General features: G+C 45.7%; 13 protein-coding genes. 4 read left to right on the top strand and 9 right to left on the bottom strand.

Annotated elements, in window-relative coordinates; translation table 11 throughout:
* Positions 1–79: 79 nt before the first annotated feature.
* The 4 genes from ASD40_RS14740 to ASD40_RS14730 form a co-directional block, all read right to left on the bottom strand.
* Positions 80–1,609, bottom strand: coding sequence for an extracellular solute-binding protein (locus ASD40_RS14740; protein WP_057304000.1), 1,530 nt, complete (start codon positions 1,607–1,609; stop codon positions 80–82).
* A gap of 254 nt (positions 1,610–1,863) precedes the next feature.
* Positions 1,864–2,094: a hypothetical protein gene (locus tag ASD40_RS14735; protein WP_057303999.1), complete on the bottom strand. Its 231-nt coding sequence runs from the start codon at positions 2,092–2,094 to the stop codon at positions 1,864–1,866.
* A 154-nt stretch (positions 2,095–2,248) separates the two neighbouring features.
* On the bottom strand, positions 2,249–2,371 hold the full coding sequence (locus tag ASD40_RS39070) for a hypothetical protein (RefSeq protein WP_268795895.1): 123 nt from the start codon (positions 2,369–2,371) through the stop codon (positions 2,249–2,251).
* 440 nt (positions 2,372–2,811) lie between these two features.
* A complete protein-coding gene (locus ASD40_RS14730) occupies positions 2,812–4,335 on the bottom strand; it encodes an extracellular solute-binding protein (protein ID WP_057303998.1) in 1,524 nt (507 codons plus the stop codon).
* 156 nt (positions 4,336–4,491) lie between these two features.
* Here ASD40_RS14730 and ASD40_RS14725 point away from each other — a divergent pair, with 156 nt between their 5' ends.
* Entirely contained in the window at positions 4,492–6,813 is a 2,322-nt protein-coding gene (locus tag ASD40_RS14725) for an AraC family transcriptional regulator (RefSeq protein ID WP_057303997.1), read from the top strand.
* Positions 6,814–6,856: 43 nt separating this feature from the next.
* Here ASD40_RS14725 and ASD40_RS14720 read toward each other — a convergent pair whose 3' ends face one another.
* The 4 genes from ASD40_RS14720 to ASD40_RS14705 form a co-directional block, all read right to left on the bottom strand.
* Positions 6,857–7,141 carry a hypothetical protein gene (locus tag ASD40_RS14720; protein WP_057303996.1) on the bottom strand — a complete coding sequence of 95 codons (285 nt, stop codon included), beginning with the start codon at positions 7,139–7,141 and terminating at the stop codon, positions 6,857–6,859.
* A 26-nt stretch (positions 7,142–7,167) separates the two neighbouring features.
* Entirely contained in the window at positions 7,168–7,650 is a 483-nt protein-coding gene (locus ASD40_RS14715) for a hypothetical protein (RefSeq protein WP_057303995.1), read from the bottom strand.
* A gap of 268 nt (positions 7,651–7,918) precedes the next feature.
* The gene (locus ASD40_RS14710) at positions 7,919–8,755 is read right to left on the bottom strand and encodes a sugar phosphate isomerase/epimerase family protein (protein WP_057303994.1); all 837 of its coding nucleotides are present in this window, start codon (positions 8,753–8,755) and stop codon (positions 7,919–7,921) included.
* Between the two features lie 22 nt (positions 8,756–8,777).
* Positions 8,778–9,854, bottom strand: a complete 1,077-nt coding sequence (locus tag ASD40_RS14705) for a Gfo/Idh/MocA family protein (RefSeq protein ID WP_057303993.1) — start codon at positions 9,852–9,854, stop codon at positions 8,778–8,780.
* 122 nt (positions 9,855–9,976) lie between these two features.
* Here ASD40_RS14705 and ASD40_RS14700 point away from each other — a divergent pair, with 122 nt between their 5' ends.
* The gene (locus tag ASD40_RS14700) at positions 9,977–10,873 is read left to right on the top strand and encodes an AraC family transcriptional regulator (RefSeq protein WP_057303992.1); all 897 of its coding nucleotides are present in this window, start codon (positions 9,977–9,979) and stop codon (positions 10,871–10,873) included.
* Between the two features lie 188 nt (positions 10,874–11,061).
* The gene (locus tag ASD40_RS14695) at positions 11,062–11,325 is read left to right on the top strand and encodes a hypothetical protein (protein ID WP_057303991.1); all 264 of its coding nucleotides are present in this window, start codon (positions 11,062–11,064) and stop codon (positions 11,323–11,325) included.
* A 62-nt stretch (positions 11,326–11,387) separates the two neighbouring features.
* On the opposite strand, the gene ASD40_RS14690 is transcribed toward ASD40_RS14695, so the two are convergent.
* Entirely contained in the window at positions 11,388–11,774 is a 387-nt protein-coding gene (locus ASD40_RS14690) for a GyrI-like domain-containing protein (RefSeq protein ID WP_057303990.1), read from the bottom strand.
* 137 nt (positions 11,775–11,911) lie between these two features.
* On the opposite strand from ASD40_RS14690, the gene ASD40_RS14685 reads away from it, so the two are divergent.
* Positions 11,912–12,649, top strand: a complete 738-nt coding sequence (locus ASD40_RS14685) for a spermidine synthase (protein WP_057303989.1) — start codon at positions 11,912–11,914, stop codon at positions 12,647–12,649.
* The last annotated feature ends 99 nt before the right edge of the window (positions 12,650–12,748 follow it).

The following is a 12,748-nucleotide window of genomic DNA, read 5'->3' as shown; positions in this document are numbered from 1 at the left end:
TTCATTCAAACCGAGAAGACTGCTACTGACGACACAGCAGCCTCCCCGCATTCAACCTGTATAATTTGCTGTCATAACCTTATTTTTTATAAACAGCGTTGTATTCCTCGATAATTTTGCTGCCTCCACGACTTTTCCAATCTTCAATAGCCTTATCAAAACCAGCCTTATCGATCGTGCCGTAGATATATTTGTTCGTTGCATCTTTAATCACATCTTGAAGTTGAGCGCCCTTCTCCTGGTTCGTTTTCGAATCTAGAGCCGCTACCGGATCCTGCACAGCAAACTTCAGATTGGCAATCTTAAGTTCATCCGCCTTACCTTGAGCAGGAATCGTAGGAATACCCAAGTATCTGCCGGAAGTATCTTCATCACCAATAGCCGCATCCGTGAAAGGCTTGACTTCACGTGTCCATTTCTCTTCATCCAGCTTCTTCGCTTTGTTGTCGATTACGCTGTAGTTGGCATCTTTAATGCCCCAGTTTGCAACATTGGCAACTTCAGGCGTCATCATTTTGTCAAAGAAGGCCAAGACCTTCTTTAGCTCAGCTTCTGTTTTCGTAGCGGATTTCGGGAACAGAACGACGTTCGCATAACCAGGAAGAGCCCATGCTGCAAATTTACCGCTTGGCCCAGCCACCATACTGTGCACATCTACCACTGCTGTAGGTACGTTTTTGATCAAATCTTTATTGAGAGATGAAACATCCGTCATGGCACCGATGTACATACCCGCTGTACCATTGGTGAACAGCTTTTGTTGATCCGTTTTACTTGTAGCCGCGAAGTCCTTGTTGATCAGTCCACCGTCACGCAGCTTCTTGTAGTAATCCATTGTCGCCACATATTCTGGGAACATGAACTCTGGCTGCAACTTGCCATCTTTAAGGCCCCAATTGTTCGGTACGCCTAACCAAGTGGCAACGGTTTTGAATGATCCGTAAACGAGATCGTTACGATCCGTTAAGCCGATGGTATCCTTTTTGCCATTGCCGTCAGGATCATTTTCAGTGAACGCCTTCATCATGGCAACCAAATCTTCCGTTGTTGCAGGTGGCTTCAGTCCCAGCTTATCCGCCCAATCCTTCCGATAGATCAGGCCTTGACGGGCAATATCTACACCGCGATATAGCGTATAAAGCTTGCCATCCACTTTCGTATTATCATTGGTCGTGGATTTCAATTTACTCAGGTTCGGGAAGTCCTTCAGCAAAGGACCAATTTCCCAGAATTGCCCGTCACGAATGGCTGATTTCATCTGAATAAATGTCGCCTGATTTTTCAGGTAAGTGACTTGCGGCAGTGCCCCTGTTGCAAATGTTGTATTCAGCTTCTCCTCATACGTATCCGCCGGGAAAAATTGATACGTTAGCTTCGTGTTCGTCAGCTTTTCGAGTTCTTTAATGATCGTATCTGGCGGCGTTTGCGCTGTGTTCAGCGGTGCCATAATCGTGATCGCCGTCGGTTTGTTGTCTGCCGTTGCTTTAGGCGACTCCACCGCACCAGTCGTAGCTGCAGGAGTTGACTTCCCCCCGTCTGAACAAGCTGCCAGCGCAAAGCTGGAAACAAGCAGAACGCTAAGTGGAATCGAGACTAATTTTCTCTTCATATTGGTTAGACCTCCGCGAAATTGTTGTGTGCTACAAATTCCACACTACACGCCCGCAGGGAGGTACCGAAATAATCATTTACTCATTTAACCCCCGTTTGGCATGGGTTGTGAGATGATGATTATCGGTCGGGGAGATGATTATCCGCTCCGCTCGCACTTTAACCAGTTGGGCTCTCTTCTTGTTACTTTAGCGATGTTTTTCATCGCTACACGTACTCGTGCGCGCTCATACACGACTCTAACGATGAAAATCATCGTTTAAGCTCGCACTTTAACCATTTAGGCACTCTTCCTGCTACTCTAGCGATGTTTTTCATCGCTATACTCACTCGCATGCGCCCATAAGCAACTTTAACGTTGAAAATCATCCTCTCAGCTCGCACTTTAACCATTTTAGACACCTCTCCTGCTACTGTAGCGATGTTTTTCATCGCTACACTCACTCGTGCGCGCTCATAAGCTACTTTTACGATGAAAATCATCCTCTCAGCCTAAACCGGGCTTCCCCCGTAGCCACACAGCTCCTCCGGCAGCTCGCTCGATAGCTCCAGCAATCCGCAGATCACGAAGGCCAGCTGATTGCTCTCCTTCATACGCACCTGCTGCTCCTCAGCAGGGCTCATGTTCTCCGGTGCCTTATCGTCCGGCACCTCTATCATCTGCACCTTGGCATACGACCCAATGTGCTTTCACATACTCCGCGATCCGGTCCACGAGATAGCGCCCCTTCAATTTCCCTACGGTTAATATCTTGTTCATGCATAACCGACAATCTCCCCTCATTTGCTCCATTGGATAAAATACAATCAAATCAGGCTCATTCACCTTATTTGCCCGCTTTCATTGGAGTTAATCCAACAGAATGCTCCAAAACCAGCTCTTTTGAGCTATTTCCACCTATTCCACTGTATAAATCCAATGGAACTAACCCCAACCGCTGATGTCATGAGACATCATTGGATATCATCCAATCAAATCCCTCAAGTTGAGGTATTTCGACCTTTCTCCCAACGTAAATAAATAAGCGGTAAGCTTCGCTTACCCCAAAGCATATAAACTCTTATCAGTCAAAAAAAAAAAAAAAACCGCCGCGCACCAGCGCCAGCGGTTCTCCCCCTTACCTTACCTTACCTTACCTTACCTTACCTTACCTTACCTTACCTTACCTTACCTTACCTTACCTTTCCCCAACCTCAACCTCAACCTCGCTTACCATAAGCCTCGTTGTACTCTCTTATCATCTGACTTCCGCCATTCCGCTTCCAGCGCTCAATCTCTTGCTGGAATGCGGCTTTGTCCAGTTTCCCCAGGATATAATTGTACGTAGCGTCAGATACAATTTTGTACAATTCGACGCCTCGCTCGTCGTAGGTCTTCGACTCCAGTCCAACGGTCGGGTCTTTGACGATGTTTTTCTCGTTGTCCAAGCTCAGCCGGTCCGCGAGCTGCGACAAGGACTCGCTCTCTGAAACGCGCATGACCTTCGGATTGTTCAGATCAGCAATCATGAGGGCATACAGCGCGTTCACTTCATTCACACGGATCTTGGACGTCTCTTCCGTCAGCAGAACTTGATCCCCTTTGGTTGTGTAATGACGCCCCTCTAACCCATATTTCATCAAATTAGCGACATCTTTATCCATCGAACGATCAAAAAATTGCAGCATCTGCTTCAACTCCGCCTCGGTTCGTATCGCCTTTTTCGAAAAAAGATAGAGCGCACTATAATTAGGGATCGACCAAATCCGAAAACCCAATGGGCCTTCGATATGGTTCACGAGCGTGAGCTTCGCCTTCGAGTTAATGAGCTGAGCTTCATCCGAAAGACGCTGTACATCCTGCATGCTGCCAATATAGACGCCCGCAATGCCGCGAATGAGTTTATCGCGCTGAACTTCCTTACTAGTGACTGCGAAATCGGCATTGATCAGCTTCTCGTCATACAGCTTCTTTATATAGTTCATCGTGTCCACGTAGGCTTGGGTTTCGAATTCAGGTACTAGCTTCCCAGCATCATCAGTACCCCAGTTATTCGGAGTACCGAAATAAGAACTGATCGTTTTGAACGCGCCAAAAACCAAATCATTCCGGTCGGTCAGACCGATAGTGTCTGCCTTCCCATTCAGGTCAGGATCACCGAACGTGAAAGCTTTCAATACCTGATACAGCTCATCCAGATTCGTCGGCTTAGCCAGCTTCAGATTGTTCAGCCAATCTTCACGAATAATAATGCCCTGCCGAGAGGAGGGCCGCTCGGTGTACAAGCCATAGATTTTGCCATCGACAGCTGCCTGTCCCAAAATCTCCTTGTTCAGCTGTTTCAGATTCGGATACGCCGCCAAGTAAGGTCCGATATCCCAGAATGCGCCGGAACGGATCGAATTTTTCATCAGCATGTAGTCCGTATATTTCACATAGGTTGCTTTTTTCAATGAGTTTGTGGTGAGCGCGGTGTTCATTTTATCGGTATATATGCCGTCTGGAACCCAGTTCAGATCAAGCTTCGTTTGTGTGCGATTTTCGATTTCCTGAACCAATTCAGGGATGGGCGGATGCGGAAAATGCAGCGGTGCCATGATCGATATAACAGGACGGTTGCCGTTCCCGTCATCTGTCTTTTGGGAGCTGCTCATCTGACAAGCACTGATCAAAGTAACCATCAGCAATCCTATCAAAAGGAGACCAAAAAGCCGGAAACCCTTGCCATATAAACTTGTTCTCATGAGAGATCCTCCCTTATAGCAGCTGTGTTTTATAGACAAAATCAGAGATAATGATTATCTGTCACTCAGATGATTATTGCTCTTCACACAAGTCTTGACTACAATACATAGATAACCCTAATTGATCATCCTTAAGATAGATAGGTGTTGGATGCGATGCGCTCTTTAAGTTTCCTTAGCAAAATGACCATATTCGGGTTCCTGCTCAGCACGCTGCCGGTTATCTTCATCGGCGCCTTCGCCTTCGTAACCTCGTCGAGCGAAATTCAAAAGAATGTCAACGAAGGTAAAATGCAGCTGATCACCCAAATCAACTCCAATGTAGAGCAGAAATTAACGACTGTCAACCATACACTTAATCAGGTCATCAACTCTACCGTGCTCAAAAAGGCGATGGATATGCCCCTAACTGTAAACGATTTCATGATGTACGATGACCTGCGGAGCGAAATTCGCTATATGCAATCTTTTGATACCAAGCTGGAAGATGTCATCTTGATCAATGCCAGGGAAAACTGGATGATTAAGAATTCGGGCTTATACCGCTATGACAGCTACCCTTATTACGATAAGCTTATGACCCTGATGAACACGCAGGAGAGCAGCATTTGGACGCTTAATCCCTCCAAATGGTTTTTTACGGAAGAAAATGCGAGAAGCGTAACGTGTGACTACAGTATTTCTCTAGTTAAAAAGCTGCCCACCACCGGTTTGGAGAAATACGGCTTGGCTCTGGCTAACATCCCTGCCTGCAGCCTGCAGGATCTAATTAAAAATGATACCGAGAATCTGGATGACATCCTGATTATGGATGAACAGAATCGGATTCTCATGCATCCGGATTCAAGCCTAATCGGCAAATCCATTACCGAAGCTGGCCTTACGGATTTGAAGCAGTTAGAGGCGCCAATGGGCCAATTCTCAGTGGATATTAACGAGAAACCTTATTCCGTCAGCTTCTTGCGTTCAAATCTCAACAACTGGACCTATTTATCCTTAACCTCCATCGACAGTTTGACAAAGGAATCAAGTAAAATCGGAACCTATACGATCTATGTATGCGTCCTGATGCTGCTCCTCTCCATGGTCTTAGCTTGGCTAGGCTCGCGCAAGATGTATTCGCCGATCCAGCTTCTTTTGAACCAAATCGGAGGGCTTGTGACCGTCAATCAGAAGCGGAAGGCCAACGAGTTCCAGATGATCAGCGAGCATGTCCATACCTTGTTCCAATCGAAGTCCCAACTGGAAAGAGAAGTCCATCAGCATATCGGCCAGGTACGGACGTTTTTCTTAATCAAGGCTTTTCAAGGGCATATCAAACAGGGCGAGCTGCTGGAGAAATTGGCACAGTTCGGCTATAACAAGCACATTGAAGAGTGGAAAACGATGTCTGTGATCACGATGCAGATCGATTCTATCGATAATACGCGTTACGAAAAACGGGATATGGAGCTGCTGCTCTTCGCTGTGCACAATATGATCGAGGAACTGGTCCCTTCACAGCAGCGTCTCGCTCCCATCATTATTGACCAGACCGTGGTCACTTTGATTGGAAGTGCCGATAGTGAAGAAGCTGCCTTTAGCAATACCGTATATGCATTAACCGAGCAGATGCAGCAGCATATCTATACCTTTCTAAATCTCCACGTCAGCATTGGGATGAGTCTCCCGATTCACGCATTCTCGCAGATGTCGATTGCCTATCGGGAAGGTCTAGAGGCTTTGAAGCATCGCATCAAGCTGGGTGAAGGCATCATCATTCAATATGAAAATATTAACTCAGGGAAGCATTACTTGAATTTAAACTATCCGAAGCCGATCGAGAATGAATTGATTGATGCGATCAAGCTTGCCGAAAAGGATAAGTCCAAGGAGCTTCTGAAGCAGCTGCTGCAAGCCGTATTTGCATCTCCGCTGACGCCGCAGGAATATCAAATTCCACTGGCGCGGCTGCTTAACAACCTGCTCATGGTGATGCAGGAATCCGGGATCAGCTTGAATCAGATTCATCCGAACAAAGGATCCCTCTTCGAGGAGCTCCTGAATTTGCATATGACAGCCGAAATCGAGGACTGGTTCTGGACAGAGGTTATTCACCCGCTGATTCGCATTTATCGCGACCGGCAGGATGCCCAGTACCACAACATTTCCGAGAAGATTATTGATCTCGTGCAGCACTATTACGATACCGACCTGACGCTTGAGGAGTGCGCTTCCCGACTGCATTATAACGCGAATTATTTGAGCAGTATTTTCCGCAAAGAAACGAACTGCTCCTTCAGTGACTACTTGTCGGCCTACCGGTTCAACATGGCTAAGAAATGGCTATCCGAAACCGATATGCCGATCAAGGATATCTCTTCCAAGCTGCGCTATAACAATTCGCAAAACTTCATCCGTTCGTTCCGCAAGCAAGAAGGGTTAACCCCTGGCCAGTATCGGGACAAAAAGAAAGAAGGCTCGGCACCTAGCGTGTAGGTTCCTTGCCTTCCTTGCTTGTCCTAATCCTAGCAACCAAAAGCTAGGTTGTTGGTTTGACAGCTGCTTTGAGTGCAGCACGATTATCCCATAAGAACGATACAACGCTGTTACGTTCTTCAAAGAATGATTCTTTCTCATCTACATAGTCTTGGCCAAGTCCATGAACGCTGAAACGATCATCCGAGTAGTTCATCAAAGTCCATTGCCCTCCGCGTTTGTTGTCGGCAAACACAAGGTATAGTTTCTCTCCTGAGGCGTCCCATTTGGCAAACGATGAAAAATTGTCCAAAATCTCACCAATGTCGTTTTTCTTTTTGATTTGCATGATCGTATCCTCTCTTTCAATTATTGTTAGGCAAGTTTACTTAAAAGCACTGTTTCCGTTTCCAATTCTGTTTCCTGAAGCTTGGTTTTCCACGCCATTTTATGTTGTGAAACGGTTAAAAATATGTGCTTATAGCCTTCTGATATCGTCAAGACTGGTTTACCGTATACAAGTGACTGAGACAAACGGTAGGTTGCTTGTTCAACATCTTTCGGAGTGTCTTTCTGTTTCCGTAGGATAATAAGCAGCTGCATACAACCAAACACCTTAAACTGGTTACTACACTCTGTATGATCCACGTCATACCAATCCATTTGTTCAACTTCTTGAACCATAAAAACGTAGGAGTCCCCTAATTCATTCTCAAGCGTAATTTCACTAAGCTGGATGTTGGTTTTGTTTAATTCGTATGCGACCTGTTCTAAGGCTTGCTTCTTCGTTTGGGCTTGAATGAGGTATGAAATATTAGCATGAAAGGTTGCCTCTGCGATATAGTCTTCTTGTTCCATTTCCCCTTTGATATCTCCTTTAAATTCATGATGTGTTATGTTCTATGGACAAGAAAATACTATAAGAAAATGGATAAAAAGGTTGTCATTCCGTAGGGTGGGATTTTAGGAACCTTTGTCGAATAATTTTTAACGGTATAAAAAGAGAAAAGGCACGCCTTGAAGGTGGCCGTGAACACTTGCGCCAGCAAGCTTCTTCATCACGTCTATGCCATCCTCACTCAAGGCGAGCCTATCTTACTTAAACATTACCATCTATGTTACAAAATCAAATCCCAGCTGCCGCATACACTTTATCAAAGCCGGCTTTGGAACGTTGGACTAAGCTCTCAGGGGATTCTGTCGGCGGCGTTGCCGTCAATATTTCCTGAGAGACAGCCCCCTTATAACCAATACGCTGCAGCCCTTGCAGGAAGCCTGCCAAATCGATTACACCCTCACCTGGATACAAGCGTCCATTATCCAGCACTTCTTCCACGGGAACATCTGGTGCGTCGTTGATGTGGACATGTACGATCTGCTCAGCGCGAAGCTTCTCAATATCTGCCACCGTTAACCCGTTCGTGTACCAATGGTACGCGTCGAACAATAAGCCAACGTTGCTCTCGCCAATGGCGTCGATCCAATCCAGCGTCTCATCCAGCGTCCAGATGAACGGATGCTTCCAGCGCGTACGCAGATGATGCGGACCAACGAACTCTAATCCAAGACGGATGCCGTAGGCCCCTAGGATTTGGGCACAAGTACGCAGTCTGCGTGTAGCTAACGCCATGAAATGCGCAGCGCCCAAATCTGTTGAAGGTAACACGTACGTGCAGCAGTTCGTACATCCAAGTGCTGCGGCAGCTGCTGCTGCTTGTGTCAGCTTCGGCAAGTCTGCGCGGAACGTCTCTTCCGTCCCTCGCCATTCAACTGGCAAACCGATGGAACCAATGACGAGGCCATGTTTATTGAGCAGCTCACGTGCCCCATCTATACTGTAGCTCTCTACTAAACCAAGCGCGTCGATATCGACGGCCTCGAAGCCATATTTTGCCGCTAACTCTATGAATTGTTCATTACTTTCAAGCTTGCCGAGTCCAGCCCCCGTTAATCCTCTAAGCATATTCATTCCTCCAAGTGTGATGTTATTCGTTCCAGTTCAGCTTCACTTCATTCCCAGTTCGTGAAGATTCGTAAATAGCATCGAGAATTAAATTGTTCGTATAGCCGGAGAGTGCCGATGTAATCGGTTGTTTGCCTTCACGAATGCAATCTAGGAAATGGAGGCTGAGGCGCAGACGTTCACCCTCATCATCATCCGGTTTCTTCAGATCGGTCTCAATTGCTTTATTAAACTTCTCCGTCAACAGCTTACCGTTAGCTCCGCGATAGCTCGCTCCGCCTTCTGTTCCCATCAGGTGAACGAACGGTGTATTGTCCGTATCCATATGTACGGCCCAGCTCACTTCCAGCGTCAGCGTGCTGCCATCTTCCATGCGAATCAAAGCAGTAGCCAAATCTTCGACGTCATACGTACCGTTCCAATTCGGCGTACCCCATGTTCCGATTCCTTTGCGGCGAGGCCCGAATTCGGCATACGTAGCGCCCGATACCGACACTGGCTTCGGATTCCCCATCAAGTAGAGGGCAAGATCCAGCATATGAACGCCAATATCAATCAGCGGGCCCCCGCCGGACTCCTCCATTTTCGTAAACCAGGTGCCCCAACCAGGAATACCCTTGCGGCGGAACCAACCTGTTTTCGCTGTATAAATTTTGCCTAGCTCACCGGCATCGACCTGCTCTTTGATCTGAAGGGGCACGGATTCCCAGCGCATTTGGTGACCGATCATGACGACTTTATCTGATGCTTGACTGGCCTTGTAAATTTGTTTGGCCGCTTCTGCATTAATACCCATTGGCTTCTCAATCAGCACATGCTTACCTGCTTCAATCGCTTGTACAGCAAGCGAAGCATGGTGCATATTAGGCACGCCGATAATAACAGCGTCTACATTCGCACTTTGTATAAGTTCTTCGGGGGTAGCCGGCACGTAAGGAATACCATGTTCCTGCGCGCGTGCTTCCGCGAGTGGCAGATAGGCATCCGTAATCGCCGTAATTTCACATAAATTGGCTAGCTTTGAAAATTCACGAATATGAACCCCGCCAATATTTCCCGCTCCAATAATACCTACTCTAATTTTGTTAACGCTTCCCACTGTTCGTTCCTCCTCATATGCACATCCTGTTCGATCTCCTTTTATGGTAAAATAAGTGCAGCAAGAAGTCGTACCGTTATTTCGGAAAACGTCCCATTTTTTCGAAGGAGATCAGCCTCACTATGACGTACTTTCCCGATTATCTAAAAACATACCCCAATATGGAGTCGTCCTTCCCTTTTCACTTCAGCAGGAATACGCTCGACCGTGGCTTTCGGGCACATCGCCATGATTACTTAGAGTTCTCTTATGTCGTCCATGGCCGAGGAGCAGAAACCATAAATGATGTGAAACATACGATGACACCAGGCACTTTTACGTTCGTGCTGCCCTATCAGGTGCATGAAATTTTCACAGATCCGGGGGAGCATCTAGTCCTATTCAACTGTTCGTTCAGTATGGACTTGCTTATGGAGCCAGGGAACGATCAAGGCTTGTCTGGCTTGTTTAATGATACGAATACCCTGCCGGGCTATGTCCAACTGAGTGGGCAAGATCAACAGCAAATGAGTGCTCTCATTGAAGATATGTACAAAGAGTACAACGCGAACGAACGCTACAGGCAGACGCTTCTGAAAGCAAGACTGAAGGAAATTCTTGTTCGGTTCGATCGTTATCGTTGGAAACAAGCAGGACAGACTGAAGCTACGGCCATCTCGCCAATCTCAGGGGCAAAAACGAGTCCTTCGGTGTGGCCAATCATTCACTACATCCACCGGAACTATCAAGAGGATCTGGCATTATCTGACCTTGCGACTCGGTTCACTATGAGTGTATCCCGCATCAGCGAGGTCATTAAACAAACGACCGGCCAAACGTTCGTTCATTTCCTGCACGATCTGCGACTTCGCCATGCGTGCAGCCTGCTAGTATCCACCGACATGAGCGTGACGGAGATTGCCTTGGAGGTCGGGTACGGTTCGTACAAGACATTTTCCCGTATTTTTCGAGAAAGCAAAGGCATCGTGCCGAAGGACTATCGCAAAGCCGAGTATGGCCGACGAGTGACACAAGGGTAAACGACTTCGGCGGTATCTTACTTGTGAGATCAACCATCGTATGCAGAACATGCAATTCGTAAGGAGAGGGCAACCTCTCCTTTTTTGTTATGTATGCCAGTGTTCATTACTCCGCCTTTTGTTTAGCACATTATGAATCTACTTTGCATTTTATATAGAGAATCTAATATAGAAACGAGGTGATCGGAATGGCTCGTGCAAAAGCTGTTTTACAACCTGATCTAATATTGATCAGTTGGACAAGAAACCCTCTTCGCCCAGGTTCCGCACGCAGGATTATTGCTGCTCGTGTTATTGGCAGTGCTCAACCTTGCAGATTTACATTGGTTCCCAATGGATTGCTTATCAATGCCTTAAACTGCTTATTAGACCATGACATCGGTTTTAAGATCGTCTTCCAGAAAAAAACTTCAAGTTTTAGTGGATATTTGGTGTTGCAACGCAATCGATAATTTGTTTTTAAAAAGACAGAAAGAGATCCACAACAACGGGTTGTGGATCTCTTTCCTATTCATTATTCAATGGATAAAAATATCTTTATACTGCCATCCTGAGAATAAAATTCAAAATCGGTTTTATATGCTCTTTTAATATCACTTTTCCAGATATCCTCCCAAGCATGAAAGACGCCTTGCGGATCCGTATGATCTACTTCTACAACATGGTAGTTTCCTGCTAGAATTATGACACTACTCTCATCCGTAAATTTCTTCTCAGAACCAATATGCAAATCATAATCACCTGTAAAATCACTTGAATAATGATTATAAACTGCATAGATATCACCTTTTACATTTAAACGAAGAAACTCTTCCCACAGACTAAGTATTTTGTTTGTATTTTGATTATTTGTTCTTATTCTTTTGCCATAAATCTGTTTTTCAGTAACTGCTGCATGCATGTATATTTCCTCCTACTAGTTTTAATATAGAGAATATAACATTCATACTGTGACAACAGTCTGTCAGCATTTATAAATAAATACGAACTAATGTTAGAATTAAGGATACAAACAAATATTAAGAAGGAGCTATTAACTTGGAAGTCCTGTTTAAAGAGGTCAGCAATAATCACGAGATATCTGTATACGACACTCCCGAACTATATGGTGAGAAAGGAAACTTCCGAGTCTTGGAGTTTTCCAATCAGGCTATACAAGGTGCGATGGATTTGAATAATCCGGAAAGAATCCTATTTGAATACCCGCGGTCAATTATCCATTTAATGGATTTTAATACCCCATCATTCGAAGATGTATTTGTCATTGGGCATGGAATTGGAACGATTGCTGGGCATTATTTGGAGAAACGATTTAAAGTAGCAGAGCTTGATGATAAAATCGTGGAGTTAAGCAAGAGGTTTTTTGGATACCGCAAGGATAATGTGATTGTTGGTGATGGACGCCAGATTCTCGGGAGTGAGGAACCGCTGACCTACGATTATATTATTTTGGACGCCTTCACGGAAAAGGGTACTCCTCTGCATTTAACATCCAGGGAGTTTTTCAGGATGACTAGGGAGAAACTAGATTCCCAAGGGTCTATCATCATGAATCTGATGGGCAAAGGCGAGAATGATCAGCTTCTAAACGCCATTCATACGACTCTTAGCGAGGAATATGCTTATGTCAAATCGTTTGCCCTGCCATCTGAGGATGCCTCCGACATACTAAATATCATCATCATGGGCAGAAACAAGCCTATCGGATTTCAAGCGCGCCAAATGGCGGGTTTCACAGAGATTGAACTTGGACAAGGTTATGTCATTAGGGATTAGCAGCCCAAAAATGAGTACAATTAAGCGCGAAAACCGCGCTTACAGCGAGAGCTCTGCGAGCCGAAGCTCACCCACAGAGTCTGATTATTCACAGATGGG

It is taken from the genome of Paenibacillus sp. Root444D2 (assembly GCF_001426375.1).
Classification (GTDB): domain Bacteria; phylum Bacillota; class Bacilli; order Paenibacillales; family NBRC-103111; genus Paenibacillus_E.
This window is presented reverse-complemented; position numbering and strand designations above follow the sequence as displayed.

Excerpts from the sequence above, each read along its gene's own strand:
- ASD40_RS14720 (WP_057303996.1), bottom strand. The coding sequence starts at position 7,141 with ATGCAAATCAAAAAGAAAAACGACATTGGTGAGATTTTGGACAATTTT.
- ASD40_RS14695 (WP_057303991.1), top strand. The coding sequence starts at position 11,062 with ATGGCTCGTGCAAAAGCTGTTTTACAACCTGATCTAATATTGATCAGT.
- ASD40_RS14690 (WP_057303990.1), bottom strand. The coding sequence starts at position 11,774 with ATGCATGCAGCAGTTACTGAAAAACAGATTTATGGCAAAAGAATAAGA.
- ASD40_RS14715 (WP_057303995.1), bottom strand. The coding sequence starts at position 7,650 with ATGGAACAAGAAGACTATATCGCAGAGGCAACCTTTCATGCTAATATT.
- ASD40_RS14700 (WP_057303992.1), top strand. The coding sequence starts at position 9,977 with ATGACGTACTTTCCCGATTATCTAAAAACATACCCCAATATGGAGTCG.
- ASD40_RS14735 (WP_057303999.1), bottom strand. The coding sequence starts at position 2,094 with ATGATTTTCATCGTAAAAGTAGCTTATGAGCGCGCACGAGTGAGTGTA.
- ASD40_RS14710 (WP_057303994.1), bottom strand. The coding sequence starts at position 8,755 with ATGCTTAGAGGATTAACGGGGGCTGGACTCGGCAAGCTTGAAAGTAAT.
- ASD40_RS14740 (WP_057304000.1), bottom strand. The coding sequence starts at position 1,609 with ATGAAGAGAAAATTAGTCTCGATTCCACTTAGCGTTCTGCTTGTTTCC.
- ASD40_RS14725 (WP_057303997.1), top strand. The coding sequence starts at position 4,492 with ATGCGCTCTTTAAGTTTCCTTAGCAAAATGACCATATTCGGGTTCCTG.
- ASD40_RS14730 (WP_057303998.1), bottom strand. The coding sequence starts at position 4,335 with ATGAGAACAAGTTTATATGGCAAGGGTTTCCGGCTTTTTGGTCTCCTT.
- ASD40_RS39070 (WP_268795895.1), bottom strand. The coding sequence starts at position 2,371 with ATGAACAAGATATTAACCGTAGGGAAATTGAAGGGGCGCTATCTCGTG.